26 protein-coding genes and 1 tRNA gene are annotated in these 23,079 nt (G+C 65.5%); 10 read left to right on the forward strand and 17 right to left on the reverse strand.

Going from position 1 to position 23,079, the window contains the following annotated elements; all coding sequences use genetic code 11:
* Positions 1–126: 126 nt before the first annotated feature.
* The 3 genes from WI560_RS18315 to WI560_RS18325 form a co-directional block, all read right to left on the reverse strand.
* Positions 127–618: an SRPBCC family protein gene (locus WI560_RS18315; protein WP_375304302.1), complete on the reverse strand. Its 492-nt coding sequence runs from the start codon at positions 616–618 to the stop codon at positions 127–129.
* Positions 615–1,001 carry an ArsR/SmtB family transcription factor gene (locus WI560_RS18320; RefSeq protein WP_375304303.1) on the reverse strand — a complete coding sequence of 129 codons (387 nt, stop codon included), beginning with the start codon at positions 999–1,001 and terminating at the stop codon, positions 615–617. The genes WI560_RS18315 and WI560_RS18320 overlap by 4 nt, the downstream gene beginning before the upstream one ends.
* Positions 1,002–1,085: 84 nt before the next feature.
* On the reverse strand, positions 1,086–1,790 hold the full coding sequence (locus WI560_RS18325; protein ID WP_028136951.1) for an SDR family oxidoreductase: 705 nt from the start codon (positions 1,788–1,790) through the stop codon (positions 1,086–1,088).
* A gap of 116 nt (positions 1,791–1,906) precedes the next feature.
* Between WI560_RS18325 and WI560_RS18330 the strand changes: the two genes are divergently transcribed.
* The gene (locus tag WI560_RS18330) at positions 1,907–2,746 is read left to right on the forward strand and encodes a GNAT family N-acetyltransferase (RefSeq protein WP_375304304.1); all 840 of its coding nucleotides are present in this window, start codon (positions 1,907–1,909) and stop codon (positions 2,744–2,746) included.
* Positions 2,747–2,811: 65 nt separating this feature from the next.
* Here the strand turns inward: WI560_RS18330 and WI560_RS18335 are convergent, their stop codons facing one another.
* Positions 2,812–3,255, reverse strand: a complete 444-nt coding sequence (locus WI560_RS18335) for a hypothetical protein (RefSeq protein ID WP_375304305.1) — start codon at positions 3,253–3,255, stop codon at positions 2,812–2,814.
* A 277-nt stretch (positions 3,256–3,532) separates the two neighbouring features.
* On the opposite strand from WI560_RS18335, the gene WI560_RS18340 reads away from it, so the two are divergent.
* Positions 3,533–3,814, forward strand: a complete 282-nt coding sequence (locus WI560_RS18340) for a hypothetical protein (protein WP_375304306.1) — start codon at positions 3,533–3,535, stop codon at positions 3,812–3,814.
* Between the two features lie 1,004 nt (positions 3,815–4,818).
* On the opposite strand, the gene WI560_RS18345 is transcribed toward WI560_RS18340, so the two are convergent.
* Positions 4,819–5,391 carry a hypothetical protein gene (locus WI560_RS18345; RefSeq protein ID WP_257180489.1) on the reverse strand — a complete coding sequence of 191 codons (573 nt, stop codon included), beginning with the start codon at positions 5,389–5,391 and terminating at the stop codon, positions 4,819–4,821.
* Between the two features lie 393 nt (positions 5,392–5,784).
* On the opposite strand from WI560_RS18345, the gene WI560_RS18350 reads away from it, so the two are divergent.
* Positions 5,785–6,444, forward strand: coding sequence for a peroxiredoxin (locus WI560_RS18350; protein ID WP_028136955.1), 660 nt, complete (start codon positions 5,785–5,787; stop codon positions 6,442–6,444).
* Between the two features lie 139 nt (positions 6,445–6,583).
* Here the strand turns inward: WI560_RS18350 and WI560_RS18355 are convergent, their stop codons facing one another.
* Positions 6,584–8,314, reverse strand: coding sequence for a methyl-accepting chemotaxis protein (locus WI560_RS18355; RefSeq protein WP_375304307.1), 1,731 nt, complete (start codon positions 8,312–8,314; stop codon positions 6,584–6,586).
* A 168-nt stretch (positions 8,315–8,482) separates the two neighbouring features.
* Here WI560_RS18355 and WI560_RS18360 point away from each other — a divergent pair, with 168 nt between their 5' ends.
* Complete coding sequence (locus WI560_RS18360; RefSeq protein ID WP_375308866.1) at positions 8,483–9,874, forward strand: cryptochrome/photolyase family protein; 1,392 nt, start codon at positions 8,483–8,485, stop codon at positions 9,872–9,874.
* Between the two features lie 68 nt (positions 9,875–9,942).
* Positions 9,943–10,239 (forward strand): histone, encoded by a 297-nt coding sequence (locus WI560_RS18365; protein WP_375304308.1) that lies wholly within the window; start codon positions 9,943–9,945, stop codon positions 10,237–10,239.
* A gap of 58 nt (positions 10,240–10,297) precedes the next feature.
* On the opposite strand, the gene WI560_RS18370 is transcribed toward WI560_RS18365, so the two are convergent.
* Positions 10,298–11,170, reverse strand: a complete 873-nt coding sequence (locus WI560_RS18370) for a DMT family transporter (RefSeq protein ID WP_028136959.1) — start codon at positions 11,168–11,170, stop codon at positions 10,298–10,300.
* A 97-nt stretch (positions 11,171–11,267) separates the two neighbouring features.
* Positions 11,268–11,714, reverse strand: a complete 447-nt coding sequence (locus WI560_RS18375) for a hypothetical protein (protein ID WP_028136960.1) — start codon at positions 11,712–11,714, stop codon at positions 11,268–11,270.
* 290 nt (positions 11,715–12,004) lie between these two features.
* On the opposite strand from WI560_RS18375, the gene WI560_RS18380 reads away from it, so the two are divergent.
* The gene (locus WI560_RS18380) at positions 12,005–12,268 is read left to right on the forward strand and encodes a hypothetical protein (protein ID WP_375304309.1); all 264 of its coding nucleotides are present in this window, start codon (positions 12,005–12,007) and stop codon (positions 12,266–12,268) included.
* A gap of 31 nt (positions 12,269–12,299) precedes the next feature.
* Here WI560_RS18380 and WI560_RS18385 read toward each other — a convergent pair whose 3' ends face one another.
* Both WI560_RS18385 and WI560_RS18390 read right to left on the reverse strand, forming a co-directional pair.
* The gene (locus tag WI560_RS18385) at positions 12,300–12,761 is read right to left on the reverse strand and encodes a host attachment protein (protein WP_375304310.1); all 462 of its coding nucleotides are present in this window, start codon (positions 12,759–12,761) and stop codon (positions 12,300–12,302) included.
* Between the two features lie 39 nt (positions 12,762–12,800).
* Positions 12,801–13,211 (reverse strand): DUF3775 domain-containing protein, encoded by a 411-nt coding sequence (locus tag WI560_RS18390; RefSeq protein WP_375304311.1) that lies wholly within the window; start codon positions 13,209–13,211, stop codon positions 12,801–12,803.
* A 238-nt stretch (positions 13,212–13,449) separates the two neighbouring features.
* Between WI560_RS18390 and WI560_RS18395 the strand changes: the two genes are divergently transcribed.
* Positions 13,450–13,746, forward strand: coding sequence for a hypothetical protein (locus WI560_RS18395; protein ID WP_375304312.1), 297 nt, complete (start codon positions 13,450–13,452; stop codon positions 13,744–13,746).
* 450 nt (positions 13,747–14,196) lie between these two features.
* Positions 14,197–15,156 (forward strand): helix-turn-helix domain-containing protein, encoded by a 960-nt coding sequence (locus WI560_RS18400; protein WP_375304313.1) that lies wholly within the window; start codon positions 14,197–14,199, stop codon positions 15,154–15,156.
* Between the two features lie 83 nt (positions 15,157–15,239).
* Here the strand turns inward: WI560_RS18400 and WI560_RS18405 are convergent.
* From WI560_RS18405 to WI560_RS18415, 3 genes are all read right to left on the reverse strand, one after another.
* A tRNA-Arg gene (locus tag WI560_RS18405) sits at positions 15,240–15,316 on the reverse strand.
* A gap of 148 nt (positions 15,317–15,464) precedes the next feature.
* Positions 15,465–15,995: a hypothetical protein gene (locus WI560_RS18410; RefSeq protein ID WP_375304314.1), complete on the reverse strand. Its 531-nt coding sequence runs from the start codon at positions 15,993–15,995 to the stop codon at positions 15,465–15,467.
* Between the two features lie 171 nt (positions 15,996–16,166).
* Positions 16,167–16,739, reverse strand: a complete 573-nt coding sequence (locus WI560_RS18415; RefSeq protein ID WP_375304315.1) for a hypothetical protein — start codon at positions 16,737–16,739, stop codon at positions 16,167–16,169.
* A 179-nt stretch (positions 16,740–16,918) separates the two neighbouring features.
* On the opposite strand from WI560_RS18415, the gene WI560_RS18420 reads away from it, so the two are divergent.
* Complete coding sequence (locus tag WI560_RS18420) at positions 16,919–17,302, forward strand: VOC family protein (protein WP_028136969.1); 384 nt, start codon at positions 16,919–16,921, stop codon at positions 17,300–17,302.
* 48 nt (positions 17,303–17,350) lie between these two features.
* On the opposite strand, the gene WI560_RS18425 is transcribed toward WI560_RS18420, so the two are convergent.
* Positions 17,351–17,848, reverse strand: a complete 498-nt coding sequence (locus tag WI560_RS18425) for a hypothetical protein (protein WP_375304316.1) — start codon at positions 17,846–17,848, stop codon at positions 17,351–17,353.
* 259 nt (positions 17,849–18,107) lie between these two features.
* Between WI560_RS18425 and WI560_RS18430 the strand changes: the two genes are divergently transcribed.
* Positions 18,108–18,461 carry a GrlR family regulatory protein gene (locus WI560_RS18430; RefSeq protein ID WP_028136971.1) on the forward strand — a complete coding sequence of 118 codons (354 nt, stop codon included), beginning with the start codon at positions 18,108–18,110 and terminating at the stop codon, positions 18,459–18,461.
* Here WI560_RS18430 and WI560_RS18435 read toward each other — a convergent pair whose 3' ends face one another.
* From WI560_RS18435 to WI560_RS18445, 3 genes are all read right to left on the reverse strand, one after another.
* Complete coding sequence (locus WI560_RS18435) at positions 18,462–21,149, reverse strand: PAS domain S-box protein (RefSeq protein ID WP_375304317.1); 2,688 nt, start codon at positions 21,147–21,149, stop codon at positions 18,462–18,464.
* Positions 21,150–21,269: 120 nt separating this feature from the next.
* Complete coding sequence (locus tag WI560_RS18440; protein ID WP_375304318.1) at positions 21,270–22,184, reverse strand: DMT family transporter; 915 nt, start codon at positions 22,182–22,184, stop codon at positions 21,270–21,272.
* A 78-nt stretch (positions 22,185–22,262) separates the two neighbouring features.
* Entirely contained in the window at positions 22,263–23,078 is an 816-nt protein-coding gene (locus WI560_RS18445) for an NUDIX hydrolase (RefSeq protein ID WP_375304319.1), read from the reverse strand.
* Position 23,079: the final 1 nt, after the last annotated feature.

Raw genomic sequence — 23,079 nt, forward strand, 5'->3', positions numbered from 1 at the left:
GTTAGGCGCCGTTCCTCCACACCTCTCGTCATGGCCGGGCTTGTCCCGGCCATCCACGCCTAACCGCGCAGCACGAATAACGTGGATGCCCGGGACAAGCCCGGGCATGACGACCAAGACTGTAGCTCACCGCTTCATGGCCGCCACGTAGGCCGCGAGCTTGTCCAGCGTCTGATAGCCGTATTCGACGGCGCCGAAGCCGATCATGCCGTCGCGCTGCTCGGTGCTCGAAGCCAGCTGCCGCATCATCAGCACGGTCTTGCCGTTGCTCTGCTCGGCAAAGGTAACAGTGAAGCGGAACATGCCGGGATCGTCGTCCTGGTCGTGGCCGTGATCCATCTCCATCAGGGACGGCCGCTCGATGCGGCGGAAGCGCATCCGGTTCGGATAGACCGTGCCGTCGGGGCCGATCATGTTGAAGCGCCAGACGCCGCCGACGCGCACGTCGATCTCGAAGGTCTCCACCTTGAACCCCTTCGGCCCGAACCATTGCGGCAGATGCTTCGGGTCGGACCAGGCCTCGAACACCAGATCGCGCGGCGCGTCGATCACGCGCGACATCACGATCTCGCGGTCGAGCGACCATTGCGATAAAGCGGGATTGGCTGATTTCGTCATGACTCAGAACCTTTCCGTCTGGTTGTTCGGGACGGCCGCTTGGCGGCCGCCCTCTCCTTCTTGAGCTTCATCACGTAGGCTTCGAAGCGGTCCAGCCGCGCCTCCCACACCGCGCGCTGCTGCTGGAACCAGTCCTCGGCGCCGAGCAGCGCATCCGGGCTGAGGCGGCAGGTGCGCACGCGGCCGGTCTTCTCCGACAGAACGAGACCGCTCGTCTCCAGCACGTGGATGTGTTTCATGAAGCTCGGCAGCGCCATGTCGAAGGGATTGGCGAGCTCGCCGACCGAAGCCTCGCCGGCGCACAGCCGCATCACGATCGCCCGCCGGGTCGGATCGGCAAGCGCTGCGAAAACCTGGTCGAGGCGGGTCAATTGGTTAGCCATGAAGCTAACTATAGTGCCACAGCTGGGCGCCGTCAACAATAGTTAGCTCACAAGCTAAGTAATTTTAGAGGCGCAGCGGCGGCATCAGACCGAGCGCGTCAGCCCGCCGTCCACGCGGATGTTCTGGCCGGTGATGTAGGCGGCGCCGTCGGAGGCCAGGAACGAGATCGTCGCCGCGATCTCCTCCACCTTGCCGTAGCGCTTCAGCGGCACGCTGTCGCGGCGCGCGTCCTGCTGCGGCAGGCTGTCGATCCAGCCCGGCAAGACGTTGTTCATGCGGATGTTGTCGGCCGCATGGGTGTCGGTGAAGATCTTCGTGAAGGCGGCAAGGCCGGCGCGGAACACCGCCGAGGTCGGGAACATCGCGCTGGGCTCGAACGCCCAGGCGGTCGAGATGTTGATGATGGCGCCTCCCTTCTGCGCCTGCATCAGCGGCGTCACCAGCCGCGTCGGGCGGATCACGTTCAGCAGATAAGTGTCGAGGCCGGCGTGCCATTGCTCGTCGGTGATCTCCGTGATGGGAGCGCGCGGCCCGTGACCGGCGCTGTTGACGAGCACGTCGATCCGTCCCCACTTCGCCATGGCACCGTCGACGAGACGCTTGAGGTCGTCGTTCTCCTTGTTCGAGCCGGTGACGCCGAACCCGCCGAGCTCGGCGGCCAGCGCCTCGCCCTTGCCGGAGGACGACAGGATCGCGACGTGAAATCCGTCCGCGGCCAGCCGCCGCGCAGCCCCTGCCCCCATGCCGCTGCCGCCGGCGGTAACGAGCGCAACCTTCTCTGCTGCCATGAGCCATCATCCCTTGAGTTGAGGCGAGCCGCAGGCTCGGCCTATCATGCGGCCTTCTACAGCCAGACCTGTCGGCAGGTCCATGGTCGAAGGACGCATCCGATGAGCAACGCGCGATGAATGACTTGCAGATCCGCAATCTGCGCCCCGATGAAATCTCCCTCGCCATCGAATGGGCCGCGGCCGAGGGCTGGAATCCCGGCCGCTACGATGCCGCCTGCTTCGCAATCCCCGACGCGCAGGGTTTCTTCGTCGGCGAGATCGATGGCGAGCCGGCAGCAACCGTCTCCTGCGTCAATTATGACGACCGCTTCGCCTTCCTCGGGTTCTACATCGTGCGTGCAGACCTTCGCGGCTCCGGCCACGGCCTGCGGATCTGGAACGCGGCGATCGCCCATGCGGGATCCCGCGTGATCGGGCTCGACGGCGTGGTGGCGCAGCAGGACAATTACAGGAAGTCCGGTTTCCAGCTCGCTTACGCCAACATCCGCTATGGCGGCGTCGTCGCCGCGCCCGTGAAGCCGCCAGCCGATGTCGTCGCGCTCGACACGATCCCGTTTGCACTCGTGGAAGCCGACGACACCACTATCTTCCCGGCGCGGCGCAGCGCCTTCCTGCGCGCCTGGATCAATGCACCGGGCCATGTCGGCCGCGCGCTCTTGCGCGACGGCAAGCTCGCCGCCTGGGGCGTGATCCGGCCGTGCCGGACCGGCTCCAAGATCGGCCCGCTGGTCGCCGACGATCGCACGGCGGCCGAGGCGATCGTGCAGGCCCTGCTGGCAAGCGTGGATGGCGAGGTGTTTCTCGACGTCCCCGCCGTCAATCGCGAGGCCATCGCGCTCGCGGAGGCGCTCGGGCTCAAGCCGGTGTTCGAGACGGCGCGGATGTACACGGGCGCGATCCCGCCGCTGCGCATCGATCGCGTCTTCGGCGTGACCAGCTTCGAGCTCGGCTAAAGCTTTGCGCATGATCCGTTTCGGAAAACCGCTGCGCAGTTTTCCGGATCATGCCTTGGCACCGCTCAGTAGCAGCGCGTGATGTTGACCGTGTGCTCGCTGCCGCCGCGGCCGGGCACCCTCACCTGCTCCGTCGGGCAGCTCGGCACGTAGGGCCGGTCGGACGGCACGACGTTCGGCGGGAAACGATGCGTCCAATCCCAGGGCACGTCATACGTGTAGGTGTAGCGCACGTCGGCGGAAAGCGACTGGGCGATATCGACGAAAGACTGGCTGTTGCCGCCGCTGTCGTGGAAGAAGCCGCCGCCGGGCCAGTAGACGAAGGGGGTGTTGCGCCGGTGGAACCGGGCGCCCGGCGCGATGGGCGGACGCGCGATCGCGCCGGACGGCGCCGCACTCAGCCCGTGCGGCGCAGCGCCGCCGGGTTGAGCAGAACTATCGCTGAGACTAAGGAGCAGCGCGGCTGCGCTGAGCGAGGCGAGCATCGCCCCATATGATCTGGACATCATGATACGCACCAACTCGTTTGGCTTCGGCGGCTCCCCGCAGCTACGCTAGGCCGGGCCGTCGCCCAGCCGCAAACGTATAATTAATTATTGGTTAAGGCACGGGATTAGCCGGGGAACCGGTGCGGCAAAGAGCGCCCGGATTGCCGCCGATAAGCACTTCGTTCTGAAACAGCGTCTCATAACCAGTTGATCGGACTTGATCGCCTGCGCCAGCCAGGTTCCGGAACGCTCCCGCAGTGCAACCGTTGGCCCCCGACACAAGCAAGGAGCATTCCCAATGCGGAACACGTCAAAACTCCTCTGCCTGGTCACGGCATCGCTCGTCGCCGGCACGGCGGCAGCCTCGGCGCAGGGCTACGACTGGAACGGATCCCGCATGGGCTGGGACCACAGCGCCCCCGCCTACGAGCCGGTCCAGCCGCGCGCATATTATCCTGATGTCGGAAGCCCCTATGGCGCGCTCAACGGCACCAACCACCCGACACCGAGCTCGTCGCAGGGCGACGTCGGCCCTGAGGGCAACAATAACGGCACGCTGACCGGCCGCTATCGCTGGTAGAGCCGCGAACGCGTAAGGCCCACCGTCCACACCGGACGGTGGGCCTTCGTGCGTCAGCAGCTTCCGGCGCAGCTGACCGCGCGCCGGATCGAGCGTTCTTCCCCAATCCCTTGCGCTATCCGACGGCAAAACACCCAAGCCCTCGGTCAATCCGCGCTACCGAAAATATTCCACTTTACCGAATTTCGGAAATGACGTATGTGTCGCGCAACCCGGCCCAAGGAAGAGGGGCGTATCGCGATCGTCACGAACGCGGGCCGGGCGGCGGTGGACGCCGATGGCATCGGCGCGAAGGGTCTTGCAGGGCGGGCAACCGTGAGCAAGGCCGTCGCGCACACGACCGGTGCAATCGGCGTACGGCAAAATCGTGTGGTCCTGGCGCCCGGGGTCTGTGCGCCAAGTGTTGCGGTGATGCGGCGGCCCGACCGGGCCCGCGCATCGATCGTCCGCAAGACGACGGGGGCAATAGTGCAACGCTCCCCGGGGAGCGCACGACATAAGCCGTTCCAACCACTGCGCAGGGAAGGCCGGGATGTCCCGGTTGCCCTGTTCTCCGCTATGCAGCAGCACACGCAGTCTGCCCTTGGCATGGCGGTCCATGGGAGCCACCGGCTCCCGGCCTTCCCTGCGCCTTCTTTCAATTCAGAGGGCGAAGCGATCAGGCAAAGCTCGGGCAAGCAAGCCGCGAGGATGCGATCCCATGTCAATCATTCACCGACGCTCGTGCCCCGGACGCAGCGCAGCACGAAGTGATGCGCTGCAGAGCCGGGGCCCATGCATCAGCGAGCGCTGCGGCTCGCTGGGTCCCGGCTCTGCGCAGCAGCGCAAGAGCGCTGCAGCGCGTCCGGGACACGCGAGAGACGCGCGCAATCACCACACACTCCGTCGGCCTCGAGCAGGACGCCGGCACAGAAAAAACGGCGGGGACATGCCCCCGCCGTTCGATCGCGTCTTCATCGGACACGCGTGGATGTTACATGCCCGAGTCTTACATGCAAAAAGTCTTACATGCCGATGTCGAACACGTTCGGCAATTGGCCCGCCAGCGGCAGCGCGGTTGCGCCGAGGAAGGTCGCCACCATCGCCATCAGGCGACGGTTGTTGTGGCGCTTGCCGCGCATCTGGCCGGCGATCCATTCCAGCATCTCGCTGTTGACCTTGGAGGCATAGGACGGCGCCCAGCTCTCGATCTCGGTGTCGGCCGACAGCGCGACGCTGCGCGGCGGAACCTTCAGGCCCGAGGCGCTGGCGGCATAATGAGCAACGGCCTTGGCGAGCAAATCGTCGAAGCGGCCGCCATCGCTGCGCTCGGTCGCGGCCTCGTTGATCTCGAACAGGACCTCGGCCTCGGCGCGGCTGACCGGCTGGTCGTTGACGGCGGTGGCCGTCAGGATCCGCGTGCACCAGGCGGTGTCATCGGCATCGAGCGAACGGGAGAAGTGCACCCTTCCCTTGGTGGTCGGCCCCTCCCCGGTGATCACGCCGTCACGCACGATGGAGAGTGCATGGGCCGCGGTATCGCGGCAGGACGGTTCGAGGGACGAGGGCTCGACAGATTTAGGCGCAGCGGCAGACATAGTTCACTTCCAGACTTCTTCTGACCGGCCAGCATTTTCATGCCGGCGTAAAGGGGTGGTTAACGATTCGATACGGCGATCGCGACTTTTCGAGATGGTTGCCAATTGGTCGCTGTCAGGACCGTTTTGGTTCTCGGACGCGCCGGGCGAGCGTGATGGAAGTCATAAAAGGCATTATCGGGGCGAGCGAGGCCGTGCGACCCCGGGTGGAGATGTTTCGCCGCAGGCGCTGCTGTAACAATAAGTTGCTAGGAAATCGGGCCTTCAAGGAAGGAATTCACATTTTACTCGAACCGGTTCAGCGGGCGTTCACTTGGTCTGGCAAGGCCCCTATAATGTGGGTGACGGCCAGAGACGAATTTCCCAGTCAGTTCAATGCGATGAGGTAACATCATGACACTTCCGATCGGCGCCACCGCACCCGACTTCGAAGCCGAGACCACCGAAGGGAAGATCAAGTTCCACGACTGGATCGGCAACAGCTGGGCGCTCCTGTTCTCGCACCCCAAGGACTTCACGCCGGTTTGCACGACCGAGCTCGGCGCCCTCGCCAGGTTGAAGCCGGAATTCGACAAGCGCGGCGTCAAGCTGATGGGCCTCTCGGTCGATCCGGTCGACAACCACGCGCGCTGGTCAGAGGACATCAAGGAGACGCAAGGCGCAGCGCCGAACTACCCGATGATCGGCGACACCGATTACAACGTCTCGAAGCTCTACGGCATGCTGCCGGCCGCGATCTCGGGCGATCCCCTCAAGCGCACCGCCGCCGACAACCAGACCGTCCGCAACGTCTTCATCATCGGGCCCGACAAGAAGATCAAGCTGGTGCTGGTCTATCCGATGACCACGGGCCGGAACTTCCAGGAGATCCTGCGCGTCATCGACTCGCTGCAGCTCACCGCCAAGCATCGCGTCGCGACCCCTGCCGACTGGACCCAGGGCGACGACGTCATCATCGCGGGCTCGGTCTCCAACGACGAGGCCAAGACGATCTATCCGCAGGGCTGGAAGGAGCCGAAGCCCTACCTGCGCATCGTGCCGCAGCCGAAGTGACTTTTTGCAGTCGCGCATAGCGACTGCAAAAGGTCATCCCGATGGTCCGTAGGACCAGACCCGGGATCTCGAGATTCTCAGGTGCGCAATTGCGCACCGGAGCTCGGTCCTCCGGACCGCCCCGGAATGACCATAGCGATCAAGCCGTCCGCACGCGGTCGAGGAAACCGTCGACCTCTGCCTTCAGATGCAGGCTCTCGCCGGACAGCGCCTGGGCCGAGGCAAACATCCGGCTCGAGGTCTCGCCGGTCTCGCTGGCGCCCTTGGCGGCGTGCCGGACGTTGACGGCGACCTCGGCCGTGCCAGAGACCGCCGCGCGGACGCTCGACACGATGTTCTGGGTCGCGCCCTTCTGTTGCTCGACCGCAGCCGAGATCGAGCCGGCGATCCCGCTGATGCGCTCGATGGTCTGACTGATCGCCTTGATGGCGGCGACCGATTCCTCGGTCGCAAGCTGCATGCTCTCGATCTGGTTCGATATCTCGTCGGTCGCCTTTGCGGTCTGACCGGCCAGCGTCTTGACCTCCTGAGCCACCACTGCAAAGCCGCGGCCGGCATCGCCCGCGCGTGCGGCCTCGATGGTGGCGTTCAGCGCCAGGAGGTTGGTCTGCTCGGCAATCGAGGTGATCAGCTTGACGACGTCGCCAATGCGCGCGCCGGCTTCCGAGAGCTGGGCGATGCGCTGGTCGGTGGCCTCGGCCTGCCGCACGGCTTCGGCGGAAATCTCGTTCGATTCCTGCACGCGCCGGGTGATCTCGGTGATCGACTGAGACAGCTCGTCGGAGGCCGAGGCCGCCGAACGCACGTGCTCGGAGGCATTGTCGGAAGCGCCCGCGGACTGCGCCGACAGATCGGCGGTGGAGCGTGCGACGTCGGTCAGTTGTCGCGCCGCGCGCTCGAACTCGCCCGACGATGTCAGCACCTTGTCGAGGATGCCGCCGACGCTGCCGCGGAACTCCTCGACGAAGTTGCGCAGGTCGGATTTGCGCTGCTCGGCCGCCGCGGCCGCGGCCGCCGCCTGCTCGCTGCGCATGCGCGCCCGCTCCAGCGAATTGCTCTTGAACACGGCGACCGTGCGGGCGATCTCGCCGATCTCGTCGGCGCGGTCCTCGCATTCGATCGTGACGTCGCTCTGGCCGTTGGCAAGTGCGGTGAGCGAGTGCGTCACGGAGGTGAGTGGTCGGGTGACGCGGCGGACGACCAGCAGGGTCAGGCCCAGCACCAGAAGCGCGGCAAGTCCGGCGGCCGCAGCCATGCTCTCGATCGCGCGGGCCAGCATGCTCTCGTACTGGACCATGGGGATGCCGACATAGAGAATGCCGACGACCTTGCCGGCCGCGTTCGCGATGGGGAAATAGGCGGTCATGAAGGTCTTGCCGAACAGCGTGGCCGGACCTTTATAGGCCTCGCCGCGGCGCAGCGGCGCCTGTCCCGGATGGTCGGCGGCAAGCTGGGTGCCGACGGCGCGGTCGCCGTTTTCCTTCTTCACGTTGGTGGAGCGGCGGACGAACTGCCCGCTCGCATCGTCGAACACGAACAGGGTCGCATTGCCGCCGACATAGGACACCGCGCGGTCGACGATGGCGTGATCCTTGATCTCGGGCATCGCAGGAATTTCGGCGCGCACCACCGTGCCGTCCCGCATCGTGATCTTGGCGGCCGGGACGATCTCGGTGAAGGCCAGCGCCAGCGTGCGCAGGTTGACCTCGATGTCGCGCGAGGCGCGGTCATTGAAGGCGGAGGTCAGCGACCAATAGCCGGCGCCGACCACGAGTGCCGTGTTCACGGCGATCAGCAACACGGCGCACAGAACCGCTTTGGTGCCCAGCTTGAACTGCGGCAGGAACTTCCCAGTCGAAATCTTGGACATGAATGGAACTACCCCCGTAATCCCTGCATAATCGTGCAGTGGTATTACAGTCCCCTTAATGATGATTATACCGCCGAGCCCGGCATGCTTTCCAAATCGTAAACGAGGATTCCCCTGACCGAACCGAGCGTGCCGCCCATCGTCGTCTGGTTCCGCGACGACCTTCGCCTGTCCGACCATCCTGCCTTGCTTGCCGCTGCGAAGAGCGGTGCGCCGGTGGTCTGCCTTTACGTGCTTGATGACGGCCTCGCCCGACCGCCCGGCGCCGCGACGCGCTGGTGGCTGGCGCAGTCGCTGCGGGCGCTCGGTGCCGCAATCGCTGCGCGCGGCGGATCGCTCGTCCTGCGCAAGGGACCGGCGGCCCGGATCATTCCGGACGTGGCGCGCGAAAGCGGCGCCCGCGCCGTCTACTGGAATGGAATTGCGCAGGCGCCGCATCAGGCCGTCGAGAGCCGGCTCGCGGCGGCGCTGGCAAAGCTCGGTGTCGATTCGCAAAGCTTCTCCGGCGATCTCCTCGCCCCGCCCTCGGCCATCCGCACCAAGGAGGGCCGCGGCTTGCGCGTGTTCACGCCGTTCTGGCGGCGCGTGCTGTCGCTCGGCGATCCGGCAAAGCCGCTGCCTGCTCCGAAACAGCTGCGCCCCGCGCCGAAGATCGCCGGCGATGTGCTGGAGAGCTGGGCACTGGAACCAGGCAAGCCAGACTGGGCGGGCGGCCTGCGCGAAACATGGACCCCGGGCGAGGCCTCGGCCCGGACGCGCCTGCGCGACTTCCTCGAGCACGCCGCGCGCGCCTATGTCGGCGATCGCGACCGTCCGGACCGGGACGGGACCTCACGGCTCTCGCCGCATTTGAGGTTCGGCGAACTCAGCCCGCGCCAGATCTGGCATGCGGCACGATTCGCGGCGGACCAGGATCCGGCACTCCGGCCCGGCATCGAAAAATTCCTGAGCGAACTCGGCTGGCGCGAGTTCTGCCGTCACCTGCTCCACGATCACCCCGACCTCGCCACCGAAAACCTTCAAGCCAATTTCGACGGCTTTCCCTGGAAGCGCGACATCAAGGCGCTCGCCGCCTGGCAACGCGGCCGCACCGGCTATCCGATCGTCGATGCCGGCCTGCGCCAGCTCTGGCACACCGGCGTGATGCACAACCGGGTGCGGATGGTGGTGGCCTCCTTCCTGGTCAAGCACCTCTTGATCGACTGGCGCGAGGGCGAGGCCTGGTTCTGGGACACGCTGGTCGATGCGGACGCCGGCAGCAATCCCGCCAATTGGCAATGGGTCGCCGGCTGCGGCGCCGACGCAGCGCCCTATTTCCGCGTGTTCAATCCGCAGCTGCAGGGCGAGAAGTTCGATCCGGATGGAACCTATGTCCGGCGCTGGGTGCCGGAGCTGAAACAGCTGCCGGCCAAGCTGATCCACCGCCCCTGGCAGGCAACGCCGATCGAGCTTGCGGGCGCAGGCATCACGCTCGGCAAGACCTATCCGCACCCGATCGTCGATCATGCCAGTGGACGCGAACGTGCGCTCGCAGCCTACGCGAAGATCCGCAAAGGTTGAGCGCTGCTTTGACACAATTATGAAACGCGCTATCGTCGTCGCGCCATACAAACCGTGGGGGACACGATATGGACGACGACAAGCCGATCACCGAACAGGCGATGGAGACGATCACCAATGCCGTGGAGGCGACCAAGGACGCGGCAGTCACCGCCGTCAAGAAGGTCAGGAAAGCCGCCAAGAAGGTCGCGAAGAAAGTAGCGCCGAAGAAGGCTTCCAAGAAGAAGGCCGCGAAGAAGAGTTCGAAGAAGGCCGCCAAGAAGGCCAGCAAGAAATCCTCGAAGAAAGCGGCCAAGAAGACCGTGAAGAAGACCGCCAAGAAAGCTGCAAAGACGAAGAAGAAGGCCAAGAAGGCGAAGCGCTGATCGGCGCTCAGCGGGGTCTCCGGATGCGAGCGCCTCCGGAGACTCTTTCCTCTCCGCGCTAGAAGCGGCGGTTGACCACGAACACCGCAGCGGCGCACATCGCCATGCCGGCGATCGCCAGCGCATCGAGCTTCTCGCCGAACAGCAGGTAGGCCATCAGCGCCGTCACGGCCGGCACCAGATAGAACAGGCTCGCGACCGAGGTCGCCGCGGCGTGGCGGATCAGCCAGTAGAGCAGCCCGATCGATCCGATCGAGAGCGCCACAGCGAGCCAGGCCAGCGCGAGCACGAATTCCCGCGTCCAGTGCACCACACGGTCCTCGAACAGGAAGGCGCCGATCGCGAAGAAAATGGTGACCGCGACATATTGCACGAGATTGCCCGCGCGCCAGTCGATCTGGTTGCAATAGCGGCGCTGATAGAGCGTGCCGAGCGTGATGCTGATCAGCGAGACCACCGAGGCGAGCCAGCCCAGCCCGGCGTCCCCGGTCATGGGACGGTTGTGCAGGATCATCACCACGCCGCCGAGGCCGAGCACGAGCCCGGCCCATTGCACCGGCGTCACCTTCTCGCCGAGCCAGCGGTTGGCGATGGTCGAGGTCAGGATCGGCTGAAGGCCCGGGATCAGCGCGGAGAGCCCGGCGGGAATCGAATGCGCGATCGCGATCGCGGTGCCGCCAAGATAAAAGCCATGGACGAGAATGCCCGCGACCGCGCTATGCGCGATGCCGGTGCTGTCAGGCCATTTCGGCCGCGCGAGGCCGGCGATGATCGCCATCAGGCCGACCACGATGGCCATGCGGATGGCGAGATAGGTCAGGGGATCGGCGTTGTCGACGACGTATTTAGTGCCGATGAATCCGGTGCTCCAGAGCAGGACGAACAGGATCGGCGCGGCGCGGGCGGTCAGGGCTTCTTGATTATGGTTCATTGCCGCCCTCATTGCCCCAGCGGGGGCTATGCGGCAATGCGAATTTCGTCCGGACGATGCTGCGTTGCGACGGACGATGGCGTCTCAGCGCAGCCGCTCACCACTCTTCCGGACAGGGATCGACGATCTTCCAGAGCTCGACGCCGTTCTTGATCTTCTTCATGTCGGTCGTGAGCCCGCCATTGCGACGAATCCAGTCCTTCACCGTATTGGGATAGTAGGACATCAGGTCGGAGGTCCCCTCGGAGCTGGTGACCTTGATGCCGAAGGTGAAGGCCTTGTCGTAATAGGCCTGGTGGAAACCAAGGCTTGCGCGCGGCGTCACGCAGATCTTGTTCATCGGCACGATGCCGAGCACCAGCGTGCAGGCCGAATTGCAGATGCCGTCGATGATGACCCGCTCGCCCTTCTCGCGGACCCGCTTGTACTTGGCCTTGTATTCCTCGACATAGCCGCCGTGGTCGCGGGTGATATGCAGCTCGGCCCGCGCCGGCGTGGCGGCGGCTAGACAGAGCAACAGCAGGCTCAGGAGCGTGATGCGCATGGCGAGGTGACGGCGATGGCCTTCAGAATGCACCGGCCTCGAAGGAGCCCCCAAAAGGCCGGCGACAGGATTCTTAACCGAATAGTTTTTGGTCATACTTGTGTGGGGAATTCGTTAAGCATCCTGAGAAGGCCAAAAATGGGCAGGCCTGGCCGCCATCTCGGCAATTCTGTCACACCCACCCGGGAATCCGCGGGTTTATCCGGGATTTCCAGGCGCCGGACGGGTGCCCCGGCGGTCCGAAATGGCTATAGATGGCTGACCTATTCGCGCGGGTCCCGGAGAATCAGATGAGCAAGTTGACGCTAGTCGCCGCGATTGCGGCCCTGTCGGCCGCAATCCTAGCCCCTGGCCTGGCGGAGGCAGGGGGTCGTCACCGGCACCACCGCGCCTACGCCAACCCGCTGCCCTACCCGATCAGCTATCTGCACAATTACGGGCCCGGCATCACCCCCGGCACCTTCGCCTATTACGACGGTCCCTCGACCAATCACTGCTACCAGAGCGCGGCCGCCTATCTCGGCCAGGACCGCCGCCGGCACCCCTGCTACTGAGGGCGCCGGCGCGGCCTGTTTCCGGGCGCGCCTATTTGGGCGTGCCCGACAGCAGCAATTGCTTCTCGATCTCGTAGACCGGCAGCTTGACGAGATCCTTGCCGACCTCGCCCTGAAGCGCCTTGCGCACAAGGTCCGAATAGTCGGCGCGGATCATGCCAAGCGCACGTGGTGAGGCCACCATGGTCAGGGCCGTGGTCTCGCCGGAGCTGACGGCGGCATCGAGCCGGCCGGCCAGGCTTCGCAGGAAGGCGCGCTCGGCCTCGTCGTGCCAATCGGTCTGCTCGACCGAGCTGCGGGCGCCGCCCGCAGCGGCATACAATCGTCCCGGCGCATCGCTGCCTTGCGCGCTGGTCGACGGGTTCGGCTGCTCGTGCACCTCCTTGGTGTGAAGGTTGGGAAACATCTCGTCGCCGAGGTTCTCCAGAATCAGCGCCTTGCGCCCGTCGCACACCACCAGCCAGTCACCCTTGTCGATTCTCATTTTATCCATTGCAGCTCTCCTTGAAACTTGCCGACGCCGTATCCGGCATCAGAGATGTTCTTCGAATTCCTCGAACGACTTGCCGAATTGCGCCATCGCCTCCTCCAGATGGTCGGCGAGCATCGGCGTGCCGATCAGGTAGGACGCCGTGCGCTCGTTGTGCGCCTGCGCGGCCTGGGCATGCAATTCGCGCCAATTGGAGAGATCGCCGTCGCCGCGACCAAGCCAGGTCAGCGCCACAAGATCGATCTGCTCGTCGATATTGAGATCGCGGATAAAGCCCGCGAGCTCCGCACGGTCTGTGGTCCCGCCGCGCCCATTGCGGCCGTAGCTCATGTCATCGTCGCCCGAGTCCAGGATGACGCCACCTCCGGCCGCCTCGCTGTCGGACCGGCGCGATTTCGAGATAACGAAGAAGACTTTCTCCGGCGAGATCGACAGATTCGGAATGACTCGCATCCACTTCACCTTGCCCGGCAGCGAGCCCCATGCTGCTGCCACCCAGCAACACTATGAGCCGAGGCAGGCTTGCGAATTGCGCAGGATCAAGGTCGGCACGGCATTGGCCATGCGGCCAGGACCAGCCCGGCTGGGCGGATTTGCTGAAGGTCTGTTCATCAGCATTACATTTCGGCTCCGCCACAATTTGATCCGAACACCTTCGATACCCTGTCTTGCATAAGCGGAGGAAGACATCATGACTCGCAAGATTGGCCTCGTCGCCGCAAGCCTGTTCGGTGCCATGCTCGGTGCCCTGGCGACATCGCCGACGGCGTCCGCCATGCCTATCGCACCCAAGCCTGCAACACCTGACGTCGCCGGCGTCGAGCAGGTGCGTATGGTCTGCGACGTCTGGGGGCGCTGCTGGTGGCGCCCGAACTACTATGGCTATTACGGGCCCCGGCCATATTACCGCCCTCGATATTATGGGCCGCCGCGCTATTACGGGCCACGCTATTACGGCCCGCGCTATTACGGCTATCGCGGCTGGTAACATGTGAGGGGGCCCTGGAGGGCCCCCTCGCTTTTGCGAGATAACATCTTGCGCCGTTGTCGCCAGCCCGGGGCGATTGCAAGACTGATCCAGATCAAAGATGAAACTGCCCACACCGTCATTCTATGGCGATGGCCGAGTTGATCGTCTTTCGATGCCCCGAGACGGGCATGAACGTGCAGACGCATCTGGAGAAGCAGGAGAGAACGGAAGGGCGAAGCTTTGCATCCTTTGCCTGCCCCGTGTGCCCGCGGCTGCATTTCGTCGACCTCGCTACCGGAAGGCCGATGGGCCAGGAGCGTGGACCGTGACATTGATCCGATGGACATTATGGCATGATGTCCGCAATACTACGGCCTGAAATTCGATTTACTGGAACGCGATGTTTCGCCATTGATGGCGATGCATCGACGTTCATTTGATTGTCACATTTCGGCGGCGGCCAGACCCATGTTGTTCGACGCTCTCACTCCGTCCTCCGCGCTTCAGCTGATCGGCTTTGCCGACGTCGACGCGTTTCGACCGATCGAGTCGATGGAGGATGCCAGAAGCATTCCGCTCGACATCCCGAGCTTCGCCGCGGTCCGTGCCGCCGTCTCCCTTCCGGCGTGCCGCATCATCATGATGAGATCGTTCGCGCGCATCCTGGACACGGCCTATCGGATGCCAGGCGGGATGGTGATCCTGCCGATGACCGACGATCTTCAGGCCAACTTCAAGGGCCTGGATCTCGATGCGCGCTTCTTCATTGCGCTCCGCGGCAGCGATGAATGCCATTTCGTCGAGCCGCAGACCAATCATTATGCCATGATCATCTTCTCCCCCGAGCTGGAAGACCGGGGCTGGTTCGATCGCGCCGACGATCTGCGGGCCCGTGTCGCGAACCGGCCCGCCCTGCTCCACACGCGGCAGCTCCTGCTCGACATCCTGCGGACCGCCTCAGTGCAGCCGCTCCTGTTCGAAACCACCGAGGTTGCGCTCCATCTCCAGGAGGGCCTGTTGCTCGCGCTCGACGATCTGTTTCGGATCGATTCGATGTCGGACCTGAGCGCCTCGGTGCAGGCCGAGCGGGCGATCAAGCTCGTGCAGCGGATCGACGAGTACGTCGCGGCCCGTCCCACCGCGCCGATCTATACCGCCGATCTCGCTGGCGAGTTCGGCGTCTCGATCCGGACGCTCGGCGGGGCGGTGAGCAGGGTGCGGGGCATGAGCCTGCACCAGTACATCCGGCTCAAGAGGCTGTGGGCGACCCGCGCCCGCCTCCTCAGGGGCGGCGGCGCCACGGTCGCCACGTCTGCGCGCGCCCAGGGCTTCCATCATCTGGGTGAATTTGCCGCGGCCTACCGCGCGATCTTCCACGAGACGCCCTCCGACACGCTGGCGCGCGGACGGCAAAGCGGCGTCCGCTAGGGCTAACTGATCCAGCGAGCCCTTGCGACGGTGCGCGGCCCCTCAGCTCCGGTTCGGGACATATCTGGAACGCCGATGAGGCCTGGCGCGCTCGGAAGGATTCGAACCTCCGACCCTCGGAATCGAAATCCGATGCTCTATCCAGCTGAGCTACGAGCGCCTGGGCCCGATCGGGCCAGAACCGGGAAACACCGCACCGCGGCTGGCGAGCCAGCGTTCCGATGGGCGTTCGGATGGATTGGAATTAGCAGAGAGACTGACCAATAAAAAGCCCTTCCCGCCTCGTTTCGAAGCGGGGCGTAGCGTTCTTACCAGGTGTTGCCGAAGAAGCCGAATTGCGGGCGCTGCGCGACCATCATCGGCCGGTCCTGCTGTTGCGGCGCCGAATACACCCTGGCGGTCTTGCGCTTCGGCGGCTGCGCCTGAGGCGCCTGAGCAGGCTGGGCGTTCGCTTGAACCTGCGGCTTGGCGTCCGCCTTGGTCGCGGCGACGGCGGCGCCCGCCTTCGACCCTGCCGGCGTGAACTGGGCGAACGTCTCGCGCACCCGCGCCTTGGCCGACATCTCGGCGAGGGCTGCCGTGCTGTCCTGCACCGGCGGCTGAGGCGCAACGACAGCGGCGGTTGTCACCGCAGGCGGCCTGATCGTGGGCTGGGTGGTGTCGAGCACGACGCGCTCGGGCAGGTGGCGGTTGGAGCGAATCCGGATCAGCGGCTGGTCATTGCTTACGGTGGTGGCGACGGCCTGCGCGACCGGCTGCGATGGCAGAACGAAGTCCACTGCGAGCAGCAGTGCGAGCAAAGCTCCACCGACGAAGACGAAATATCGAAAGATTGGCATTGGCCGCGCTCCGCCCCCCGCATCCCCGCGTGGGCTCTCCGCCTCAACAGGCGATCTCTCAATTGGTTCCTGGCCCAGCCGTTCGGTTCAAATGGCGACGCGAGGTTTTTTGGCCAAGGGGTCGCGGAGTGCCGCGGAGGGTAACTTTTCCGCTACCGGAACATGCGGCCTTTATGCACGGCGTGCCGCAACCAACGAGCACTTCGCCTGATCGGCATTCACGTTGACGAAGCCGACGGGTAACCGCGCGAAGGTCTTGCGGCTCTTCATGCCGACAGGGTCGGCTAGCACGCGACTACGATCGGTGAGATGGCTGCCATCACGCCGCGCGAAGGCGCAGACGATCTCGACATCCTTTACGGCATAGTCATTGTCGTTTCGCAGCGTGAACGTCACCAAGGCTTTCGAGCCGAGGCCGCCGCGACGCCAGGTCTGCGAGGAAATCCTGAGACGACCAAGGTCCGCCATGGCCGGGACCTGAGCTTCGGAAGCCAGCGACGCCGACGCGGCCGGATCGCCCGAAGGAGCCGTCTCGACGGCTGCCACCTCCGACTTGACCTGCTCGGCGCTATTGCCTTTGGACAGCGGCAGCAGCATCCAGACGCCGCAGCCGACGATGATGGCGGCCAGCATCCACAGAAGGCTGCGGCCGAATGAGACGCTCGCGATCGTGACGGCCCGCGCCAGTCGCTCGCCGATCCCGGCAAAGCGCCCCAATCCGATCCGGTCGAGCCTGGCGTTCATTTGCTTCACCGATCGCAGCCGAAGCCGTCGGACGACGGAATGGGCCACTGCTTACCTTAATCCGGAAGACGACTTAAGGTTCCCGCCCGCTTGCGAATCCGGCAAGGACGGTGGCGATCGCCGATCACGGCCGCTAACATGCACTGCAACATCGCGAAGCAGCATCGGGAGACATCGAAATGCCAGTCGTCACTTGGGATCACGTCCACCTGCGCAGCCCCGATCCGGAGGCGACCGCAGCCTGGCTGCGGGACATCCTCGGTGGCGAGATCGTCCACGCGCCGGGACGGATCGACGTGAACCTTGGGGGCGCCAGGATCTTCATCGCGCCGCTTGAGGGCGACGGCGCGGTCAACCCGCCGCCTCCGCACCCGCATCAGGGCCTCGACCATTTCGGGCTGACGGTAAAGGACATCGATGCCGTCGCGGCCGAGATCAAGGCCAAGGGCGTCACCTTCACGCGCGAGCCGACCACGATCCGGCCGGGGGTGCGCATCTGCTTCATCCGCGGCCCCGAAGGCATCTCCATCGAGCTGCTCGAGCGGGACACAAAATATACCTGACACCGCGCGTGCCGCGTCAACTCACCGGGCAACGTGCAGCCAACGCGGCTACGTCATGCTGCCCGGCATGAAGCAGCGGACAGTGACGCCCATGTAGCCGTAGATCGGCCACACCATGGTGCGCCCCACCCGGTTCGGCTCGGAGATCACCGCGTCCTCGGGGACATCGACCCAGACCAGCTCCTGCGGCTGTCCTTCCAGCCCGGAGCCGTAGCGCGGGAGACGGACGCGATAGTGCCCGTCCTTGCTGTCCCAGTCGCTGTCCGAGAGCGCCGAACCGTCGGCATCGGAGCAGCATGGCCCCTTGCCGCTGCGCAGGCCGTCGAACCAGGCTTTCAAATCCGCATTGATGTTGGCGAATTGGCCGCGGTCGCGTGCCTGGCCGACGGGGACTGCGAGCGCAACCAGGACCAAAGCCCCCGCCAGTCTCGTCAGGCCTCGCCAGCGTGTTGCGCTGCCGGAGCGGCGTCGTTTCGTTTTGCAATTCGTGGGACGCGCACAGAACAGACACGGCTCATCGCCGCCGGAATCGATCCAGTTGCTCATCGTCTTGCTCCAGCACCCCGCGGCCAGTGCAGCAAATTGTTGTGCATTTTGCGGGCCAACTCTGATTCGCAACGACCGGCCTCGCCCCATCATCAGGCCGTCATGACGGCGTCACGCACAAGTCGGGACAACTACGGCTCACGGCGACAACCCTCCGCGGCCGGCCGGCAAACTGCCGCGTTGCGCGGGGCGAGACGCTTTGGCATAAATGCCGGACCGGTTACGCCATTGGGCGATGGCGGCCGGCCCGTGGGACGTTATGAAGAACGGGCTTTATTCGATTCACGTGACCCTGCTCGATGGTCGAGCCGGCAAGGGTAGCGGCGTGATCCTTTTTCGCGACGGCAAGATTCTTGGCGGCGATGCCTACCTCTATTACACCGGCAGCTACGTGGTGAAGGACGACACCACCTTCAAAGGCGAGGTGCTGGTGCAGCGGCACACCTCGCCGCGGGGCGACGACAATCCGCTGTTCGGCGGCCCAGCCCCGGTCGGCATCGGTGTCAGCGGCACCTACACCGACACGCGCGCTGAGATGACGGGCACGGCGCTGGTCGGCAAGGCCAGCCTGATCTTCGGCGCGACACTGCACAAGCTCGCTGACGTCGATTAGCTATTCGGCCGCCTGCTCCAGCGGCGCCACCCGCGGCAAGATCATCTGGATGCGCGTGCCGCCGCCCGGCTCGGAATCGAGATCGAGCCGGCCGCCGAGCCGGTTGGTGACGATGCTGTAGACGATGTGCAATCCGAGGCCGGTGCCGCCCTGGTCGCGCCGCGTCGTGAAGAACGGATCGAAGGCGCGGCGGCGAACGTCGAGCGACATGCCGCAGCCATTGTCGGAGAAGATGATCTCGACATTGTCCTTGCCGGACTCCCGCACCTGGATGTCGATCGTTCCCGGCCGGCCGTCCGGGAAGGCGTGCGCCACCGAGTTGAGGAACAGATTGGTCAGCACCTGGCCGTAGGGACCGGGATAGCTGTTCATGGCGAGATCGGGCTGGCACTCGACATTGAGCGTCAGATTATGCTTGCGCAGGCCCGGTCGCAGGCTCATCACCACCTGCTCGGTGAGGTCGCCGAGATCGAACGTGCGCTGGTCCGAATAGTTGCGGTCGGCGGCGACCTGCTTGAACGACTGGATCAGCTCGGCGGCGCGGTTGAGATTGGAGACGAGCTGCGAGGACGCATCGCGGCTGGTGCTGAGGAAATCGTTGAGCGTGGAGCGGCGGAGCTCGCCGCGCTCGACCTCGGCGGTGAACATCGCGGTCTTGCGCTCCAGCGCGGAGGCGACGGTGAGGCTGATGCCGACGGGATTGTTGACCTCGTGGGCGACGCCGGCAACGAGGCGCCCGAGCGCGGCGAGCTTCTCGGCCTCGATCAGCGAGGCCTGCGTCTCGCGCAGATTGCGCAGCGCCGTCTCGGCAGCTTCCTTGGCCTTGCGCATCTCCTGCTCGCCGCGCTTGCGCTCGCCGATGTCGAGCGCGACGGTCACGATGCGCTCGATCTCGCCATCGGCATCGAGCAGCGGCAGCTTGTTGACGAGCCATTGCCGCATGTTGCCCGAGACGTCCTTGTACTCTTCCTCGTAGAAGCCGAGCCCCTTCCGCAGCGCCAGCACGCGCTTGTCGTTCTCGTCGGTCTTGGCCGCGCCATAGCGCGACATCAGGTCCGCCGTGGTGCGGCCGAGCGCGTCGCCGGGCTCGATGCCGAAGATGCCGGCCATGTAGCGGTTCATCAGAACATAGCGCAGGTCGCGGTCCTTGACATTGATCACCGCCGGAACGGTGTCGATGACCTGCTGGAGCAGGCGCCGGCCTTCGGCAATGGCGTCTTCCGCCCGCTTCTGGTCGGTGATGTCGCGCAGCGTGCCCTCGTAGCGGACGATGTTGCCCGCCTCGTCCCGCACGCCGGTGGCGCTGTCGGAAAGCCACAGGATGTCGCCGCTGCGCTGGCGCACCTGGTACTCGAATTCGCGCACCATGCCGTCACGCGCCATCAGCCGCTGGTATTCGGCGCGTGCCTCGGGATGGACGTAGATCGTGTGGGCGATGTCGTTGATGCTGGCGATGAGATGCTGGGGGCTGTCGTAGCCCATCATCCGCGCCAGCGCCGGATTGGCGTTGAGGAGCTCGCCGGCCGGCGTCGTCACGTAGATGCCGTCGATCGAGCCCTCGAACAGCTTCCGGTAGCTCTCTTCGGCGAGGCGTTGCTCGGTGAGCGCGTGCACCGCCGCCTCGCGTGCCGTGTCGGCCTCCTCCAGCGCGCGGCGGAAGACTTCGGCGGCCCGCGCGATGTCGCCGATCTCGTTGTCAAGGTCGGCCGACGGGATGGAGGTGTCTTTCCGGCCCGCCGCAAGCGCGCGGATGGAGCGTGCGATCTGAGCGAGCGGACGAACCGTCCGCCGCACCACGAAGCCGGCCGCGAGAATGCCGATGAGAACGCCGATGCTGCCGAGCACGATGCTCTGCCATCGCGCCTCCGTCAGCGTGCGGGCAAAGTCGCGCGACAGCACATGGCCGCGCCGATCGCTGACTTCGCGCAGCAATTCGGTGACGCGGCCGATCAGCCGCCCCTCGGTTCCCAGCACCTCGCGGTCGATATCGGCGATCTGCCGCTCGCGGACGGCCACCGCCATGATGGCCTCGGCATAGTCGTTCACCGCGTCCTTCAGCCTGGCGTCGCCAATGTTCAGCGCCCGCATGTTCTGGGCGGCCTGCTCCGCGGCGGACGGGTTGCGCGCCAGCAGCCCGAGCGCGATGCGGCTCTGGGTCTCCGACAGGCGCGAGGCCAGCTCCCGGTCGGCGGTGCCGGAGACGGCCGCATCGAACCGTTCGCGCAACGGCGGCAGGCCGGCGAGCAACTGGGCGCGGCGGTCGATCAGGGTCGAGATCCGCTCGAGGCCGGTCCGATAGGTCGCGAGGCGCTCGGTGACCCCGTCGATCATGTCCTGCTGCTCGGGCGCGAGCTCGATACGGGTCTTTTTCAGGATGTCGCTGAGCGTCGAGGCCGCCTCGCCCACCTGCTGGAACTGGATGCCGGCGCCGGGATCGGTGACGAAGTCGCGCGCGGCGAGCCGCAGCTCGTTCATGCGGCGGTCAATGTCCTCGGCAAGGTCGCCGACGCTCTGAAGCCGCTGCAGCTCGGCGAAGGTCGTGTCGATGTGCCGGATCGCGATCACGCTCGCGGTCGAGGTGACGATGATCACCGCCAGCACCAACAGGAAGCTGCCGAAGGTGAGCTGGCCGATGGAGAGCGAGAAGGTTCGCTTTTTCTCAGGGGTCGGCGTCAATTCGGCGGACATTGGGGTGATGAAAGGACCGAGCTATTGGAGGCCTAATATACGACGTATTGCCGCCCGGGGGGAACATGCCTCCGGAGGCCGATTATGCTTAATATCGCGGTCCCGGAGCCCCTTCCCGCCCTATGACGGTTTGACGCGCGCAAGCCGCCGGGCCGGGATCGTCATGGCGGCGACGCCGAGGACGACGCAGGCCAGCCCAACCCAGGCGGTCCGGCTCAGGCTCTCGCCGAGGAAGGCGACGCTGATGGCCACGCCAATGGGCACACGGAGATAGGCCTGCGCGGTGGTGCCGACCGAGCCCAGGGTCTGGACCAGGCGGAAGTAGATCGCAAACGCCGCGGCCGTCGAGAACACGGCGAGCGCAAGCAACGCCAGCACGGAGCTCAGCGACGGCGACAGCGTCCAGGGCTGCTCGACCACGAGCGAGGCCGGGATCAGGACGGCGGCCCCGGCCAGCAGCGAGCCGGCAGCCGGCGCCATCGGATCGAGGCGCCCAAAGCTGCGGCCGAAGATCGCTGCGCAAGCGTAGCAGATGGTGGCGGCGACGATGGCGGCCTCTGCGAGGAGGCCGCCGCCGACGTCGTGGAAGGCATCGACGCCGACGATCAGCAGGATGCCGGCCATCCCCGCCACCACGCCGAACAGTTTCCGCGGAGGCGTCGCCTCGTGGCGGGTGACGACGGCCGTGAGCAGGAAGGTGAAGATCGGCCCGGCCGAGTTGAGGATGGTGGCGAGGGCGGCATCGACATGGCGTTCGCCCCAGGCGATCAGCGTCCAGGGGACGACGCTGTTGAGCACGGCCTGGAAGGCGAAGCGCCGCCAGGTCGCGGCGTCGCAGGGCATCCTGATGCCACGTGCCGCCATGACGCCGAGCAGCAGGAGGCCGGCGATCGCGGTTCGCGCCGCGATCAGCGTGATCGGCGGAATGGTGGCAACGCCCAGCTTGATGAACGTGTAGGAGCCGCCCCACAGCGTCGCCAGCGCGGCCAGCAGCACCAGCTCGGCGGCGATGTTGGTGTCCTGCCTGATATTCATCGCCTGGCTCCGTCCTTCATGATGGACGGAACCTAGCGCGACCGCGACCCTCAATACTTCGTCAGGCGTCGAAGTGTATTAACCCAGCGCCCCGACCTCGAACACCTCGCCGTCATAGCCGGCCTCGCGGGGAATGCGGAGCTGGCGGCCGGTGTCGGTCTTGGTCATGACCGGCATCACCGTAACGATCGACAGGCTGCGGGCGTGCTCCATCGCGGCCTGCACGGTCGGCTGCTTCGCCAGCCGGATCAGGTTGCGCGTGGTCGGGAACGGCAGCTTGAAGCGGCCGTTCTCGCCGCCCTCCACCGCCTCGCGCGGCGAGACCCAGATCGAATCCGTCGATTCCCGGCCGTCATGGGCGCCGAGTTGGTCCGGCGGTGCGGCTGCCAGGAAGAACCAGGTGTCGAAACGCTTCGGCATCCCCTCCGGCGTGATCCAGTGCGCGTAAGGCACCAGCGTGTCGAGCGCCAGCTGAAGGTTGTTGTCGGCGAGAATGTTCAGGAAGCTGATCTTGTGCTCGTTGAGCGGGATGCGGTGCGCGTCGGCGATCTCGCCGGCACGCCTGGCATCGACGGGAGCGCCGGTGTCCCTGGATCGCGCCAGCAGGATGCCGCTCTCCTCAAATGTCTCGCGGATCGCGGCGATACGGAAACCGCGGTCCGCCTCGCTCAAGCCCTCGCCGCCCGAATAGAGGTCCGAACGGGCCACGATCTCGTTGTCGCCGGCATCGACGCTGCCGCCGGGAAACACCAGCGCGCCCGAGTTGAACTCGATCTGATGATGGCGAACCATCATGAAGACCTCGATCTCGCCGCGGCTGTTGCCGCCGGCCTGCGCGCCGTCGCGCAGCAGGAGGATCGTCGAGGCCGGGCGTGATGCTGATGTCTCGGCCATT

The organism is Bradyrhizobium sp. A11 (assembly GCF_042077125.1).
Taxonomy (GTDB): domain Bacteria; phylum Pseudomonadota; class Alphaproteobacteria; order Rhizobiales; family Xanthobacteraceae; genus Bradyrhizobium; species Bradyrhizobium japonicum_B.